14 protein-coding genes are annotated in these 16504 nt (G+C 72.4%); 9 read left to right on the top strand and 5 right to left on the bottom strand.

Features of this window, described 5'->3' with window-relative positions:
• Window positions 1-5: 5 nt before the first annotated feature.
• The 4 genes from AC0AIB_RS26810 to AC0AIB_RS26795 all read right to left on the bottom strand — a co-directional run bounded on the left by AC0AIB_RS26810 (window position 6) and on the right by AC0AIB_RS26795 (window position 4645).
• A complete protein-coding gene (locus AC0AIB_RS26810) occupies window positions 6-1337 on the bottom strand; it encodes a serine hydrolase domain-containing protein (RefSeq protein WP_465097718.1) in 1332 nt (443 codons plus the stop codon).
• 176 nt (window positions 1338-1513) lie between these two features.
• A complete protein-coding gene (locus tag AC0AIB_RS26805) occupies window positions 1514-2692 on the bottom strand; it encodes a DNA-processing protein DprA (protein ID WP_328339094.1) in 1179 nt (392 codons plus the stop codon).
• Window positions 2689-4209 (bottom strand): YifB family Mg chelatase-like AAA ATPase, encoded by a 1521-nt coding sequence (locus AC0AIB_RS26800; RefSeq protein ID WP_328339092.1) that lies wholly within the window; start codon window positions 4207-4209, stop codon window positions 2689-2691. Before AC0AIB_RS26800 ends, AC0AIB_RS26805 begins: the two co-directional genes overlap by 4 nt.
• Before the next feature lie 76 nt (window positions 4210-4285).
• Window positions 4286-4645, bottom strand: a complete 360-nt coding sequence (locus tag AC0AIB_RS26795) for a YraN family protein (protein WP_328339090.1) — start codon at window positions 4643-4645, stop codon at window positions 4286-4288.
• Window positions 4646-4926: 281 nt separating this feature from the next.
• On the opposite strand from AC0AIB_RS26795, the gene AC0AIB_RS26790 reads away from it, so the two are divergent.
• The 8 genes from AC0AIB_RS26790 to AC0AIB_RS26755 all read left to right on the top strand — a co-directional run bounded on the left by AC0AIB_RS26790 (window position 4927) and on the right by AC0AIB_RS26755 (window position 14076).
• Window positions 4927-6093 carry a hypothetical protein gene (locus AC0AIB_RS26790; RefSeq protein ID WP_465097717.1) on the top strand — a complete coding sequence of 389 codons (1167 nt, stop codon included), beginning with the start codon at window positions 4927-4929 and terminating at the stop codon, window positions 6091-6093.
• 323 nt (window positions 6094-6416) lie between these two features.
• Complete coding sequence (gene rpsB, locus AC0AIB_RS26785) at window positions 6417-7358, top strand: 30S ribosomal protein S2 (protein ID WP_465097716.1); 942 nt, start codon at window positions 6417-6419, stop codon at window positions 7356-7358.
• A gap of 134 nt (window positions 7359-7492) precedes the next feature.
• Entirely contained in the window at window positions 7493-8320 is an 828-nt protein-coding gene (gene tsf / locus AC0AIB_RS26780) for a translation elongation factor Ts (RefSeq protein ID WP_328339084.1), read from the top strand.
• 169 nt (window positions 8321-8489) lie between these two features.
• A complete protein-coding gene (pyrH, locus tag AC0AIB_RS26775) occupies window positions 8490-9257 on the top strand; it encodes a UMP kinase (RefSeq protein ID WP_328339082.1) in 768 nt (255 codons plus the stop codon).
• An 86-nt stretch (window positions 9258-9343) separates the two neighbouring features.
• On the top strand, window positions 9344-9901 hold the full coding sequence (gene frr, locus AC0AIB_RS26770) for a ribosome recycling factor (protein ID WP_328339080.1): 558 nt from the start codon (window positions 9344-9346) through the stop codon (window positions 9899-9901).
• Window positions 9902-10293: 392 nt separating this feature from the next.
• Window positions 10294-11607, top strand: a complete 1314-nt coding sequence (locus AC0AIB_RS26765) for a phosphatidate cytidylyltransferase (RefSeq protein ID WP_328339078.1) — start codon at window positions 10294-10296, stop codon at window positions 11605-11607.
• A gap of 104 nt (window positions 11608-11711) precedes the next feature.
• Entirely contained in the window at window positions 11712-12863 is a 1152-nt protein-coding gene (gene rlmN, locus AC0AIB_RS26760) for a dual-specificity RNA methyltransferase RlmN (protein WP_465097715.1), read from the top strand.
• A 22-nt stretch (window positions 12864-12885) separates the two neighbouring features.
• Window positions 12886-14076: a DivIVA domain-containing protein gene (locus AC0AIB_RS26755; RefSeq protein ID WP_465097714.1), complete on the top strand. Its 1191-nt coding sequence runs from the start codon at window positions 12886-12888 to the stop codon at window positions 14074-14076.
• Between the two features lie 66 nt (window positions 14077-14142).
• Here the strand turns inward: AC0AIB_RS26755 and AC0AIB_RS26750 are convergent, their stop codons facing one another.
• A complete protein-coding gene (locus AC0AIB_RS26750; RefSeq protein ID WP_328339072.1) occupies window positions 14143-14364 on the bottom strand; it encodes a DUF2631 domain-containing protein in 222 nt (73 codons plus the stop codon).
• Window positions 14365-14773: 409 nt separating this feature from the next.
• On the opposite strand from AC0AIB_RS26750, the gene AC0AIB_RS26745 reads away from it, so the two are divergent.
• Window positions 14774-16330: a Rieske 2Fe-2S domain-containing protein gene (locus AC0AIB_RS26745; protein WP_328339070.1), complete on the top strand. Its 1557-nt coding sequence runs from the start codon at window positions 14774-14776 to the stop codon at window positions 16328-16330.
• Window positions 16331-16504: the final 174 nt, after the last annotated feature.

Here is a 16504-nt window from a genome sequence, read left to right as displayed (position 1 = left end):
ACGGCTCAGGCGAACGTGTCGGCCACGGCGACCCGGGCCGGGTCCGGGTCGGCCCAGCTCCAGTTCGGGTGGGCGCGGTTGGTGAGCAGCACCAGCACCCGGCGTCGGTCGGGCTGGACCAGGAACGAGGTGCCGGTGAACCCGGTGTGCCCGAAGGTGGTGGTGCGGGCGAGCTTGCCCATGAACCAGGGCTGGTTGAGCACCACGCCGAGGCCGTGGTCGGAGGTGCGGTTCGGCCGGTCCGGGTCGACGGCGGGCAGCCCGGTGTTGGCGTTGCGCAGCATCCGGGCGACGGTGCCCTCGGCGAGGATCCGCTTCCCGCCGTAGCTGCCGCCGTCGAGCAGCAGCTGCCCGATGACCGCGACCTCCTCGGCGGGGGCGAAGATGCCGGCGTGGCCGGCGATGCCGCCGAGGTGGTTGGCGACGTCGTCGTGCACCACGCCCCGCAGCAGCCCCCGGGAGGAGCGGGCGTCGGTGGCGACCAGCCGGTTGGCCCGGTCGGCCGTGCCGAGCCAGGTGTTGGGGTTGAACCCGGTGTGGCGCAGCCCCAACGGGGTGGTCAGGTGGGTCTTCAGGGCCCGGTCGAGGCTGAGCCCGGTGACCTTCTCGACGATCTTCCCGGCCACCATCAGGCCGACGCTGGAATAACGGAACACGGTGCCCGGAATGGCGCCGCTGACCAGCGGCGTGGTCAGCACCGCGCGCCACCGCTCGGCCATCGTCGCGTAACCGGTGACCTTCGCACCGACCGGCAGGCCGCTGGTGTGGGCCAGCAGCATCGCCACGGTGACGGTGGACTTGCCGGTGCCGGTGAACTCGGGCAGGTAGCGCACCACCGGCGCGTCCAGGTCGATCCGGCCGTCGTCGACCTGTTGCAGGGTGAGGATCGCGGTGTAGACCTTGGTGAGCGAGGCCAGGTCGAAGATCGAGTCGGGGCGCATGGCGACCCGTTTCGCCGCGGGCAGCAGCACCGGCCCGGCGTCGTAGCGCAGCGCCTCACCGACCGCCAGGTGGTCGGTCGGCTCACCGTCGGTCACCGCCAGCACCACCGCCCCGGCGTACGTCGGATGCTTCGGGTTCTCGGTGGTGGGCTGGAGGTAACGCTGGAGCGCCACGGTGAGGGTACGCGGCTTGCTGGCCGGGACCGGGGCGGTGCCCCGGGCTGCGGCTCCCGCACGGTTGGCCGCAGCAGCACCCTGGCCGCCCTGCGTACCGTCACCCGGCACGGCGGTGGCCCAGGAGCCGGCCGGCCCGGTGGGCGGGTTCTTGGCGCAGCCGGCCAACCCGAGGGCGGCGGCGAACCCGAGACCGAGCACGGAACGACGGGGAATCGACACGGTAGCGATCATCGCACCCGTGTCGACCACGGGGCCAGCGCGACCGACGGCCTGCACCGACCTAGCCCTTCCGTTGTGGACGAGAGGCCTCACCCGCGGCCGATGAATAGCGGTGAATCCGCTGCTCGTCAAGCTGTTGAACGACCGGTGGGGTCGAACTGCTCACCGAGGCATCCTCAACCCCTGGACGATTGCGGTCGGGTGAGGGCGTAACCGTCGTCGCGGCGGGTCACCAGGCCCAGCTCCTCCAGCAGGGCGAGCTTGCGCAACGCCGTCCGGACCGGCACGCCGGCCCGGGCGGCGAGCGCGTCCGCGCCGATCGTGCCGCGTCGGGGCATCGACTCGCGCAGCATGGCCGCCTCGTCGTCGAGGACGTCCGTCGGGCGTTCCGCGCCCCTGGCCGGTGGTGCCAGGTCCGCCCCGATCCGACCCACCTCCTCCAGCACGTGCGCGAGCCCGGTGACGAGTCGGGTGTGCGCGTAGTCCCGCAGCAGTTCGTGCGCGCCGACGGACAGCGCCGAGGTGACCGGGCCGGGCACCACCATCGCCGGTCGTCGCAGGGCGATCGCGCGGTGCATGGTCTGGGCCGCGCCGCTGCGTGCCGCCGCCTCCACCAGCACGCTGCCCCGGGTGCCGGCGGCGATCACCCGGTTACGGATCAGGAAGCGGGGACGCAACGGCTCCGCTCCCGGCAACCACTCGCTGATCAGCAACCCGGTCTCGGCGATCCGGTCGAACAGCGCGGAGTTGCCCATCGGGTAGGGGCGGTCCACCCCACCGGCCAGCACCGCCACCGTCACCCCACCGGCGTTCAACGCGCCCCGGTGGGCGGCGGCGTCGATGCCGAACGCGCCGCCGGAGACCACCGTCCACTCCCGGTCGGCCAGGCCGTACCCGAGCTCGGTGGCGACGTGTACGCCGTACCCGGTGGCGGCCCGTGCGCCGACCACCGCGACCGAGCGATCCAGCACCTCGGCCAGCGGCCACCCGCCGCGTACCCAGATGCACAGTGGTGGGGCGGTCTCCCGGTCGACCTTCCGGCTCGCCCCGGGCAGCACCAGCCGTTCCAGGTCGCCCAGCGGGGCGGGCCACTCGTCGTCCGGCGGCGCGATGATCCGCGCGCCGAGCCGGTCGGTGAGCGCCACCGCCTCGGCGGCCACCGCCCGGGGGTCCCCCGCGTGCAGCCGGGCCGCCACCGCCGCCCGCAACGTCTCGTCGGGTGCGCCGCCGTCGAGCAGCAGGTCCAGCGTGGCGACCGGACCGAGCCGGCCCACCAGCCGGTGCACCAGCCGGGTGCCCGGCTCGGCCAGCCAGGTGAGCGCCACCCGGGCGTGCAGGTCATCGGTGCTGTTCACACTTCCTCCCCCGTCCGGAGTCCGGTGGCCTCCCGGACATCCTCAAGATCGGGCCGTGTCCGGCTGTCAAGATCGGCGATCGTCCAGGCGAGCCGGATGATGCGGTCGAAGCCCCGGGCAGACAGCGAGCCCCGGTCGAGCCGGCCCCGCAGTTCGGCGGTGGCCCGGCCGGCGAGCCGCCACGGTGGCCGGCGCAGCAGTGGGCCGGGCACCTCCGCGTTGAGCCGGTGCCCGGCCGGCGCCCAACGTTCGGCGGCAGCCCCACGCGCCACCGCCACCCGGGCGGCGACCGCCGCCGACGGTTCGCCGTCGAGGTCGGTGCCCATCAGCTCGGCCGCCCCCACCGGCAGCACCCTGACCTGGATGTCGATCCGGTCGAGCAGGGGACCGGAGAGCCGGCCGAGGTACCGCCGCCGTACCAGCGGGCTGCACTCGCACAGGGCGTCGCCGCCGGGCTTCGCGCAGGGGCAGGGATTGGCGGCCAGGACCAACTGCACCCGAGCCGGGTACCGGGTGCGGCCTCTGGCCCGGGTCAGGTGGACGTGCCCACTCTCCAACGGTTGGCGCAACGCCTCCAGGGCACCCTTGCTGAACTCGGCGGCTTCATCGAGAAACAACACCCCCCGATGGGCCAGCGACACCGCGCCGGGCCGGGCCAGCCCCGAACCACCACCTACCAGCGACGGCACGGTGGCCGAGTGGTGCGGGGCCTGGAACGGCGGCCGGCGCAGCAGTCGCCCGTCCGGCGGTAGCGTGCCGGCGATCGAGTGCAGCGCGGTGACCTCCAGCGCGTCGTCGTCGTCGAGCGACGGCAGGATCGACGGCAACCGCTCGGCGAGCATCGTCTTGCCGGCACCGGGCGGCCCCAACAGGGAGAGGTGGTGCCCGCCGGCCGCCGCCACCTCCAACGCCCGCCGGCCCAGTCCCTGCCCGGCGACGTCGGCCAGATCCGGCCCGGACGGCGTCTCGGCGGGGGCGGCGGGCGGCGGCTCCAACAGGGCGGTGCCGTCCCGGACGAAGGCGACGAGCCGGTGCAGGGTGTCCACGGCGCGAACCCGTACCCCGGGGATCACCGCCGCCTCGGCCGCGTTCCCCACCGGAACGACCACCCGGTCCAGGCCGGCCCGCACGGCGGCGGTGACCATCGGCAGCACCCCGCGGACCGGCCGGACCGTGCCGTCGAGGCCCAACTCGCCGAGGACCGCCACCCCCTCCATCGGCAGCAGCGGCAGCTCACCGGCGGCACCGAGCAGCGCGACCGCGATGGCCAGGTCGAACGCCGAGCCGTACTTGGGGAGCGTGGCGGGGAGCAGGTTGAGGGTGATCCGACGGTTGGGCCAGCGCTGGCCCGAGTTGACCACTGCCGCGCGGACCCGGTCCCGTGCCTCGTGCAGGGCGGTGTCCGGCAGACCCGAGATGACCACCGCCGGCAGCCCGGGGGAGAGGTCCGCCTCGACCTCGACCAGATGGCCGGTGACCCCGACCAGTCCGACCGAGAGCACCTTGGCGTAGCTCACCGCGAGGCGCCTCTCGTGCGGTCACCGGTCGTGAGACTGCCGGTCGTGGGGTCGGCGGCGGTGCGGCCGTCGGTCATCAGAAGGCTCCCTTGACATGCTCGACCCGGGCCGCGCCGGCCATCGGCAGTCGGACCGACAGGACGTCGAAGCGCACCTCGTCGGCGGTGGTCCCGGTCTCGGCCAACCACCTGGCGGCGAGGCCGCGCAACCGTCGGGCCTTGGCCGGGACGATCGCCTCGGCGGGGCTGCCGTAGGCGTCGCCCCGCCGGGTCTTCACCTCGCAGAAGGCGAGGACCTGGCCGTCCCAGGCGATGACGTCGATCTCGCCCTCCCGGCAGCGCCAGTTGCGGGCCACCGGGCGCAGCCCGGCCCCGATCAGGTGCCGTACGGCGCACTGTTCGCCGTACGCGCCAACCGCCTGGTTCCGCTTCGTCATGCCCGTCAGGCTGCGGGTGGGGCGGGGACCGGTGCGACACCCGTTTCCGTGCCTGTGGACGACGTGGCGCCCTGTGGACGGCCGGACGATCAAGGTCCTGGCGTGGTATGGGCGTCCGGGTGAACTCCCGCCCTGGTGGCCGACCGCACCGGCCTGCCCGCTGAGGTCACCCACACCGGCCCTGTCCGTCGAGGTGGCCCGCGCCGGGTGCCCTGACGGCCAGTCCGGCCGGTCCGACCTGTGAATGGCGCCCGGCGAGGCGGTCGCATACGGTGCCGGACGTGGACGCACGACGGAGCTACCCCGAAGATCAGGAGTCACGCTGGTACCCGGCCGGTCGGGAACCCGGGTACGACGACTCGGACTGGCGGACGGCGAGCGGGGTGCGCCGGCGCGACGACGAGTCGCGTACCCCCGACCAGCGGGCTGCAGAGGAGGGCCGGTACGCGGAGGCGGGCCGCTACGACTCGGGACGCTTCGACGCAGCCGATCCGTTGGGTGACGGCGGGGGCGACAGCGTCGGATACCGGCCGACCCGGTCCCGCCGGGACGACCCGGACGTCTCCGGTGAGCTACCCACCGACCGGGTCGGCCGCCGCGCCGCCCGGGAGGCCGGAACCAGCGACGTCGGCCCGCTCGGGAACAGCGGCGTGGGTCCGCTCGGCGGCGTCGCCGGCCGGGGTGTCGGCGACAGCGGTGTGGGCCTGCTCGGCGGCCTCACGGGCCGGGGTGTCGGTGACACCGGGGCGGGCCGGTTGACCGACACCGGGGCGGGCCGGGGTGTCGGTGATACCGGGACGGGCCGGTTGACCGACACCGGGGCGGGCCGGGGTGTCGGTGATACCGGGACGGGCCGGTTGAGCAGTCCCGGGACCGGTCGCCTCGCCGGGAGCGACAGCGGCACCGGCCGGTTCGCCGCCGACTCCGGCATGTTGGGCGTCAGGGGTGTCGGCCCGTCGACGGGTGGATCCGAACGTGTCGATCCGGCACGGCCGGCGGCGTTGGGCGGCTACCCGATCATCGAGCCCCACCGCCCGGCGGAGCCCTCCCCGTTGGAGGTGCCGACCGGCCCGATGACCCCGGTGACGCCCCGCCCGGACGGCCCGGCCGACGGGGCGTACCGGACGGGTGGGCCGGCCTCCGACGGCGTCTACAGCACCCGACGGCCGGCGCTGGCGGTGCTGCTGGGGTTGTTGGTCCTGGTCTTCGAGGTCCCGGCGCTGCGGGTGCTGCTACACGGCCTCACCGGTGACCCGGTCCCGGCGTCACACGTCGTCGTGGGCACCTTCCTGGTGGTCGGCTTGCCGATCTTCGCCGGCGGCCTGTACGGGCTGCGGACCGGTGGCCTGGCGATGGCCGACAGCGGCCGGGGCTGGCTGCGCCCGCCGACCGCCTACCTCACCGTCGGGCTGGTCCTCTTCGTCGCCGCCGCCCTCGCCGCCCGCTGACCCGGCACCCCGCTCCACCCGGTGCCCCGCTCCACCCGCCACTCCGCTGGCCAGGCGCCCCGCCCCGGGGCCCCTACCTTCTTGCAGGGTGGGAGGACGCGGGTGTGTACCCAGAGGTCGGGTGGCGGGGTGGAGGCGTACACTGGCCTCTTGGCGACCGCCTCGTGCGGTCGACCTCGCGTGCCCTCTCCACGTTTCGTCGTGGAGCGACGGCCTCCCTGGTCCCGATCTCCTTCGGGCCCACCATGGCCGGCGATCAGGCGCCAGGACGCCCGGCCACCGGCCGGGCGTGACAAACCAGGGATCTTGAGGAGTACCCCACCATGGCCGTCGTGACCATGCGTCAGCTGCTGGAGAGCGGTGTCCACTTCGGGCACCAGACCCGGCGCTGGAACCCGAAGATGAAGCGCTTCATCATGACCGAGCGCAACGGCATCTACATCATCGACCTGCGCCAGACCCTCGACTACATCGAGAAGGCGTACGACTTCGTGCGCAGCACGGTGGCCGAGGGTGGCAGCATCCTGTTCGTCGGCACCAAGAAGCAGGCCCAGGAGGCCATCTCCGAGCAGGCCACCCGGGTCGGTCAGCCGTACGTCAACCACCGCTGGCTCGGTGGCATGCTCACCAACTTCCAGACGGTGTACAAGCGGCTCCAGCGGATGAAGGAGCTGGAGGCGCTGGGCGACCTGACCGGCACCGCCGCCGGTTACACCAAGAAGGAGACCCTTCAGCTGTTCCGTGAGAAGACCAAGCTCACCAAGACCCTCGGTGGTCTGCGGGACATGCAGAAGCTCCCGGCCGCGGTCTGGATCGTCGACACCAAGAAGGAGCACATCGCCGTCGACGAGGCCCGCAAGCTGGGCATCCCGGTGATCGCGGTGCTGGACACCAACTGTGACCCGGACGAGGTCGACTTCCCGATCCCGGGCAACGACGACGCGATCCGCTCCGCCGAGCTGCTGACCCGGGTGGTGGCCGCCGCCGTCGCCGATGGTCTGATCGCCCGTTCCGGCCGTCGCCGTGGTGGCGACGAGAAGCCGGAGGGCCAGGTCGGCAGCGACGAGCCGCTGACCGAGTGGGAGCGCGAGCTGCTGGAGCCGAAGAAGGCCGAGCAGCCCGCCGCCGAGCAGAAGCCGGCCGAGCAGCCCGTCGCCGAGCAGCCCGTCGCCGAGCAGGCTCCCGCCGAGCAGCCGGCCGCCGAGCAGCAGCCCGTCGCCGAGCAGAAGCCGGTCGAGCAGCCGGCCACCGCCGCCGCCGAGTGACCGCACCGCCGCGTCCCCGTCGCCCGTCCGTTCGGGCGGCGGGGTGCGGCGGTCCCTGCCGGGAACACCCGGCCCCGGCCGGGTAACCGGCACCTCAGACCACCCACCGCAGTCTCAACACCGAAGAGAGAGCCATGTCCAACTTCACCGCCGCGGACGTCAAGAAGCTCCGCGACCTCACCGGCGCCGGCATGATGGACTGCAAGAAGGCGCTCACCGAGGCGGAGGGCGACTTCGACAAGGCCGTCGAGATCCTGCGCGTCAAGGGCGCCAAGGACGTCGGCAAGCGGGCCGGCCGGACCGCCGCCAACGGCCTCGTCGCGCACTCCGGCAAGGCGCTGCTGGAGCTCAACTGCGAGACCGACTTCGTGGCCAAGACCGACGCGTTCGTCGCCCTGGCCCAGCAGCTGGTCGAGCACGGCGAGCGCAGCGACGTCGGCACCGCCGAGGAACTGCTCGCCACCGAGCTGGACGGTAAGACCGTCGCCGACGTGATCCAGGAGCAGTCCGCCAAGATCGGCGAGAAGCTGGTGCTCAACCGCTTCGCCAAGCTCGACGGCACGGTCGCGGTCTACCTGCACCGCAAGAGCCAGGACCTGCCGCCTGCCGTCGGCGTGCTGGTGGAGTACAGCGGCAAGACCGACGAGGCCGGTGACGCCGACGCCCGGGGCACCGCCATGCAGATCGCCGCGATGCGGCCGAAGTACGTCACCCGTGACGAGGTGCCGGCCGAGGTCGTCGAGTCCGAGCGGCGCATCGCCGAGCAGACCGCCCGCGAGGAGAACAAGCCCGAGGCGGCCCTGCCGAAGATCGTCGAGGGCCGGGTGAACGCCTTCTTCAAGGACTACGTCCTGATCGAGCAGGCGTCGGTCTCCGACAACAAGAAGACCGTCAAGCAGGTGCTGGCCGAGGCCGGCATCGAGGTGACCCGCTTCGTCCGGTTCGAGGTCGGCCAGGCCTGAGCCGCCACCGTCCGCGACGCGGGTCGCGTCCGGGCGGGCACGCAACGTCGACGAGGAGGCCGCAGGTGTACGCGACAGGCACCGCGGCCTCCTCGTCACATAGGGTCGGCAACGGGCAGGTACGCGGTGACGCGGCGCGGTCGACGTGCACGCGGGAGGGGCGGGGCGGATGACACAGGTTGTGAACGACCGGAGCCTGGAGGCGGACGACCCGACGGCGCCGCCGCCCGGCCGCGCCCGCCGGGTGGTGCTGAAGCTCTCCGGTGAGGTCTTCGGTGGCGGGGCGATCGGCGTCGACCCCGACGTCGTGCAGGCCATCGCCCGGCAGATCGCCACCGTGGTACGTCGCGGTGTGCAGGTCTCCGTGGTGGTCGGCGGCGGCAACTTCTTCCGCGGCGCGGAGTTGCAGAAGCGCGGTATGGACCGGGCCCGTGCCGACTACATGGGCATGCTGGGCACCGTGATGAACTGCCTGGCGCTGCAGGACTTCCTGGAGAAGGAGGGCATCGAGACGCGCGTGCAGAGCGCGATCACGATGGCCCAGGTCGCCGAGCCGTACATTCCACTGCGGGCGATCCGGCACCTGGAGAAGGGGCGCGTGGTGATCTTCGGAGCCGGCGCCGGGATGCCGTACTTCTCCACCGACACGGTGGCCGCCCAGCGGGCGCTGGAGATCCGTGCCGACGTGGTGCTGATGAGCAAGAACGGCGTGGACGGCGTCTACACCGCCGACCCGCGGATCGACCCGGACGCCAGCAAGTTCGACTCGATCACCTTCTCCGAGGTGTTGCAACGCAACCTGCGGGTGGCCGATGCCGCGGCGTTCAGCCTGTGCATGGAGAACGGGTTGCCGATGCTGGTCTTCGGCGCCCAGGGCGAGGACACGATCATCCGGGCCGTCGGCGGCGACAAGATCGGTACGCTGATCACCGCCTGACGGTCCCGCTGGCCACCACCGCGGTCCTCGCGTACCAGAGCAGCAGCTTCAGCCCACGACGAACACAGAAGGAGGCGAGGAGACCGGTGATCGACGACACCCTCCTCGAGGCCGAGGAGAAGATGGAGCGTGCGGTCGAGCACGCCAAGGAGGAGTTCGGCGCCATCCGTACCGGTCGCGCCAACGCCGCCATGTTCTCCAAGGTCATCATCGACTACTACGGCACGCCCACGCCGCTGCCCCAGATGGCCTCCATCGGGGTGCCCGAGCCGCGCATGGTCATCATCAAGCCGTACGACAACTCGCAGATCAACGCCATGGAGAAGGCGATCCGCGATTCCGACCTCGGGGTGAACCCGAACAACGAGGGCAACCAGCTCCGCATCCTGCTGCCGCAGATGACCGAGGAACGCCGCCGCGAGATGATCAAGGTGGCTCGGCACAAGGGCGAGGAGGCCAAGGTGGCGGTCCGCAACGTCCGCCGCAAGGGCAAGGAAGAGCTGGACCGCCTGGTCAAGGACGGCGAGGTCGGCGAGGACGACGGCCGCCGCGCCGAGAAGGAGCTCGACGACCTGACCCAGCGTTACGTGGCCACCGTCGACGAGCTGCTCAAGCACAAGGAGTCGGAGCTGCTCGAAGTCTGACCCCGGCTGTCACGGCATCGGCGTACCACCGTCCTGCGGCGGTGTCGCGCCGATGCCGTCGCCGGCCGGTGGCCGGGCAGATGGCAGAACGAGCGCAGGACCGGCCAGCACCGGGTCGGGCGGGCCAGCACCGGTCGGGCGGGCCGGACCAGGTCAGGCACCGGGCTGCACCGGACCGGGCTGGCTCGCCGCGCTGACGTCCGCCGTGCCCGGCCAGCCGGTGCAGTAGGCTCGGCACGATTCCCGGCCACCGTGCGGTGAACGGCGGGGATCGGCCGGCCGTCGGGTCGGTCAACCGCAGTAGTCACGCGGATACCGGAGCAGTCACGCGGGTAGGGGATGGTTGTGGTCTTGCGTCATGTGGTGGCACTCGTACCCTCGTCCGGTGCGTGATGTCCCACCTCGACCCCTACGGCAGCGCCGAGCCTCGCGGCTGGGACCGGTCCGAACGTCCCCCGACCCTGCCCTGGCCGGAACGGGAGGTCGAACCGTGGTCCCCCCGGCAGTCCGGCCCCGACCTGTCCGCCGGGCCGCAGGCCCCACCCCGGCCGTCGGGACGCGGACACGACGAGCCGGACCCCGGGCCGTACGACGGCCGGTTCGGTGTCCGTCCGGTGGCCGGGCTGGTCCGGCCGCCCTCAGGTGACGACGACCCGACCGCGCAGCCGGCCCCGGTGCGGGAGGACGACGCTCCGACCGCCCAGCTGACACCGGTGCGGGACGACGGTCCGCCGACCTCACCGCTCACCCCGGTACCCGACGACGGCGGGGCGCGGTCGCCACTCCCGTCGACCGACGTCGACCTGGAGATGGCACCACCGACCGGCCGACGGTTCCGCGGGCGGCGGCGGGCCAGCGCCGACCGGCCGGCCACCCAGCTGTCGGCGACCGGTCGGGCCGGCCGTAACCTGCCGGCTGCCGTCGGCGTCGGCCTGGGCCTCGGCGCGCTGGTGCTGGTGCCGCTCTTCTTCTTCCTCCCCGGGTTCCTGGCCGTGCTGGCCGGTGCGATCGGGGTGGGCATCTGGGAGATGACCCGCGCGGTCCGGCGCAGTGGCGCCCACCCGCCGCTGGTGCCGCTGCTCGCCGGTGGCGTGCTGACCATCGGTCTGGCCTGGTTCGCCGGGCCGGACGCGCTCAGCCTGGGTCTGCTGGTCACCGTGCTGGGCACGATGGTCTGGCGGTTGGGTGACGGCCCGGCCGGCTTCCAGCGGGATCTCACCGCGGCCACCCTGATCGCGGTCTACGTGCCGTTCCTGGGTGGTTTCGCGGCGATGCTCGCGGCGGCCCCGGGCGACGGCCACCTGCGGGTGCTGGTCACCGTGGTCGGCGTGGTGCTCTCCGACACCGGTGGGTACGCCGCGGGGGTGTCCTTCGGCAAGCACCCGATGGCACCCCGGATCAGCCCGAAGAAGTCCTGGGAGGGATTCGCCGGTTCGGTCACCGCCGCAGCCCTCGGCAGCGCCCTGCTGATCTGGCTGCTCTTCGACGTGGCCCCCTGGTGGGGGGCGCTGTTCGGGGTGGCGATCTCCGGCACGGCGGTCCTGGGCGACCTCGCCGAGTCCATGATCAAACGGGATCTCGGCGTGAAGGACATGAGCAACCTGCTGCCGGGACACGGTGGTCTGATGGACCGGCTGGACTCGATCCTGTTCGCCGTACCCACCGCCTATCTGTTGTTGGCGGTCCTCGTACCGGTGGTGGGCTGAGGGATGAATCACGCCCCGTCGCCCGGGTGGTCCCCCTGGTGGGGGCCGAATCGGCACCTCCGGACGGGCAGGTTCGGCGAACGGCGTGACAGACTGGACCAGCCATGACGAGCCTGCCTGTTATCCCCGTTGACCCTGACGCCCCCGGTCGCCGCCCGGCGATGCCGCCCCGGCACCTCGCCGACCTGGATCTGCCGGGTCGGCAGGCGCTCGTCACCGAGTTGGGCGAGCCGGCCTTCCGGGCCAAGCAGGTGTCCCACCACTACTTCGGTCGGCTGGTTCGGGATCCGGCCGAGATGACCGATCTGCCGGCGGCCACCCGGGAGCGGCTGGCCGGAGCGCTGCTGCCCCGGTTGCTCACTCCGGTGCGCGAGCTGGCCTGCGACGACGGCGCCACCCGCAAGGCGCTGTGGCGGCTGCACGACGGTTCGCTCGTGGAGAGCGTGTTGATGGGCTACCCGGACCGGGTCACCGTCTGCATCTCCAGCCAGGCGGGTTGCGGCATGGCCTGCCCGTTCTGCGCCACCGGTCAGGCCGGGCTGACCCGTAACCTCTCCGCCGCCGAGATCGTCGACCAGGCGGTCTACCTCGCCGGGGTCGCCGCCTCGGGGGCGGTGGCCGGGTCGCCACCGCGCCTGTCCCACGTCGTGTTCATGGGCATGGGTGAGCCGCTGGCCAACTACTCCCGGGTCGTCACGGCGATCCGCCGGCTGGTCGCTCCGGCCCCGGAGGGACTGGGCCTGTCGCAGCGTCACATCACCGTCTCCACGGTCGGCCTGGTGCCGGCCATCCGCCGGCTGGCCAGCGAAGACCTCGCGGTGACCCTTGCGTTGTCGCTGCACGCGCCCGATGATGAGCTGCGCGACGAACTCGTGCCGGTCAACCAGCGCTGGAAGGTAGCCGAGGTGCTGGACGCAGCGTGGGACTACGCGGCGACGACGGGGCGCCGGGTGTCGATCGAGTACGCGATGATCAAGGACGTGAACGATCAGCCCTGGCGGGCCGACCTGCTCGGACGCCTGTTGGCCGGTAGGTCGACGCACGTCAACCTCATCCCGCTCAATCCGACGCCGGGCAGCCGTTGGGACGCCAGTGCCAAGCCGGTGGAGCGGGAGTTCGTCAGACGGTTGCGGGAGTCCGGCGTCTCCACCACGGTGCGTGACACCCGGGGACGCGAGATCGACGGTGCGTGCGGGCAGTTGGCTGCCGCGGTGGACAGTGACATCGAAGCGCCGCGCGGGCGCGACCGGGCGTAGCGGTACGAGACCAGGAGACATAGTGGCGAGTCAGGGTCAGCGTTTCCGGCGTAAGGCGCTCCGCCGGGGCTACAAGGTCGACGAGGTCGATGCCTTCCTGGACCGGGTGGAGGCGACCCTCGCCGGTCAGCCGGTCGGTGCTCCCGTGGCCTCCCAGGAGGTCCACGACGTGGTCTTCCGGGTCCGCTTCAACGGTTACGACGAGTGGCAGGTCGACCTGCACCTGGACCGGGTCGAGCGGCAGCTGGCCGAGCTGGAGGAGCGCGCCGTGCCGAGCGGTCGGGGTGCCGACCCGCGCGGCGCGGACCGGCTCGCCCCTCCCATGCGCGACGAACACCGCGGTCTGCCACCGGCACCACAGGCGATGCCGCCCCGGGCCATGCCGGCGCAGCCCGGCCCGCCGGACCGCTACGGCAACCGCTACGACGAGCCGACGGGCGCCTTCGCCGGCGGGTACGACGCACCGCGTGGCGGGTACGACGCACCGCGTGGGCAGTTGGGGCCGGGCCCCGGCGGGCCGATGGGTCCCGGTCCGGGCGGGCCGATGGGTCCCGGTCCGGGCGGGCCGATGGGGCACGGTGGCCCACCGCCGCGTGGCCTGCCGGCGGGCCCGGGTAGCGGCTACGGCCCTCCGGACGAGCAGCGCTTCGACGGGTTCGAGGCGGGCCGGCACGGTCGTACCGACATGACCGCCGAGATCCGGATGCCCGAGCGCGACCGGATGCTGGAGCGTGACCGGATGCCCGAGCGGGACCCGCGGGACCGGATGCCGGACCGCGACCGGATGCCCGAGCGGGACCGGATGCCCGAGCGCGACCCGCGGGACCTGCGTGGTCGTGGCCCGGCCGGTCCGCCGCCCATGCCACAGCAGCCGATGGGCCAGCCGATCGGTGGTCCGCCGCCGATGGGCCCGCCGGTGGGTGGTCCGCCGATGGTGGGTCCGCCGATGGCCGGTCCGCCCGGGAGCGAGCTGTACCGGGTCGACCAGATCCGGCGCAGCTTCCAGGTGCGCCGCTTCGGCAGCGGGTACGACCCCGACCAGGTGGACCGGTTCTTCGAGAGCCTGCTCGGTGGGATGCAGGGCCGCAACCAGATGCCGGTGAACCCGAAGGAACTGGACACGCTGCGGTTCGGGCTGGTGCCCGGCGGCTACTTCGAGGCCGAGGTCGACGCCGCGCTCAAGGACGTCCAGGACATCCTCTTCGGTCGTTGATCCCCCGGACATGACGAGGGCCCGCCCCGACCGGGGCGGGCCCTCGCGCGTCTGGGGGGCGGTGCGTCAGGAGCGCAGCCCGCTGCGGCGCAGCACGGCGTCGCCGACGACGATCGCCAGCAACGCCACGGCCAGGCCGACCAGCCAGATGTCCTCGACCTTGCCCTCGTGGTTGCCGCACAGCATCGCCAACAGCGCCAACGCGGAGAGCACCGCGCCGATCCGCCCGGCCTTGCGGTGCCCGGGCCTGTGCTGATCTGGCGCGGTTACCGGCTCGCTTCCTGCCACTGTCGGTCCTTCCCTCGCGATCGGATCTCCGGTTAGTCTGGCACGCCCTGCCCCGGGCCCGGTGCGGGGTCCGCCCTGCTGGGGCGCGACGGACCGGGGAGCGCATGGAGTGCGGTGCGGCTCGCGTAGGGCGCGGTGCGGCTCGCTTGGGGTGCGGTGCGGCTCGCGTGGAGTGTGGAGTGCGGTGCGGCTGTCGACCGACAGCACCCGCGCCGGCCAGGATCGGCGGCCGGGGCGGCAGCCCCGGCAGGAGCCGGGAGGACCCGCCGGGAAGCCGTCCGGGGACCCGGGCCGTAGGACCCGTTTCCGGCGGGGCGGATCGGCTCTACCGGCGTCGCGGACCGTCGACCACACTGCCTCCGGTAGCGTTCGGACGTACACCTTGATTGTCTGTTTGAGGGGGACTGCGGTGCGAGTGACCGGTACGGGGCATGCCAGCATGCGGATCGACACGGCTGCGGGCAGCATCCTGTGCGACCCGTGGGTCAATCCGGCCTACTTCGCCTCCTGGTTCCCGTTCCCGGACAACTCCCTGCTCGACTGGGAGGCCCTGGGCCGGGTCGACTACCTGTACGTGTCGCACCTGCACCGGGACCACTTCGACGCCAAGCACCTGCGCGACTTCGTCTCGAAGGACGCCACCGTCCTGCTGCCCGAGTTCCCCACCTCCGAGATGGAGGACGAGCTGCGGGCGCTGGGCTTCACGAAGTTCCTTCGGGCGCCCAACGAGCAGGTGGTGGAGCTGGACGGCGGCCTGAAGATCATGATCCAGGCGCTGACCAGCCCGACCGACGGCCCGATCGGCGACTCGTCGCTCTGGGTGGAGTACGACGGGGTCCGGCTGCTCAACCAGAACGACGCCCGCCCCACCGACCTGACCGTCTTCGCCGAGCTGGGCCACGTGCACGCGCACCTGCTCCAGTTCTCCGGCGCGATCTGGTACCCGATGGTCTACGAGCTGCCACAGTCGGCCAAGACCGCGTTCGGCAAGCAGAAGCGGGAGCGGCAGTTCGACCGGACCTGGCGCTACATCGACGACCTGAAGGCCGACCACGTCTTTCCGATCGCCGGCCCGCCGTGCTTCCTCGACGACGCGCTGTGGCAGTTCAACGACATCCACGGCGACGAGGGCAACATCTTCCCCGACCAGTCGGTGTTCCTGTCCGAGTACGCGAAGGTCGGCGGCACCAACGGCATCGTGCTGCTGCCGGGCAGCGTCGCCGAGGTGACCACCTCCGGCGCGACCACCACCCACCCGCAGCCGGTCGAGGAGTTCTTCGCGAACAAGACGGCGCACCTGGAGGAGATGCGGGAGCGTAAGCGCGGGGTGATCGAGGCGGAGAAGGCGTCCTGGCGGCACCCCGAGATCGACGTGCTGGCCGGCATGAAGAGCCGGATCGAGCCGTTGCTCGACGAGTCGATCTACCTGGCCAAGGGGGTCGGGGGGCCGGTCCGCTTCGACCTGGTGGGCTACGACGGCCAGAGCGTCGAGTCGATCGTGGTGGACTTCCCGGGCAAGCAGGTCCGGCCGTACGCCGACGAGAAGGTCCGGTACCGGTTCCGTACCGAGCGGGCGCTGATCGAGCACCTGTTGCACATCGACGAGGTCGACTGGGTCAACTCGCTCTTCCTGTCCTGCCGCTTCTCGGCGGCCCGGATCGGCCAGTACAACGAGTTCGTGTACGCCTTCTTCAAGTGCCTGTCCACCGAGCGCCTGCAGTACGCCGAAGGCTGGTACGACGAGCACGAGCGGGCCGTCGACGCCGAGGACGTCACCCTGGGCGACTGGGTGGTGCAGCGCCGCTGCCCGCACCTCAAGGCGGACCTGACCCGGTTCGGCATCGTCGACGGCGACCAGCTCACCTGCCAACTGCACGGCTGGAAGTTCGACCTACCCTCCGGCCGCTGCCTGACCAGCGTGGGTCACAAGATCCGCGCCGCCCGCACCGAGACCCCCACCCCCTGACCGTTCCCCCCACCCCCTGACCCGTTCCACCCCGCCCGACCCCTGTTTCCGGCGATCATGGAGTTGTGCTGGGCCGCAAAGGCCCTGAACCGGTGCACTCCGGGCACCACCACTCCATGATCGCCGTGGGCGTGGGCGTGGGCGTGGGCGTGGGCGTGGGGGTGGGGGTGGGGG

The organism is Micromonospora sp. DSM 43699 (genome assembly GCF_055517075.1).
This window is presented reverse-complemented; position numbering and strand designations above follow the sequence as displayed.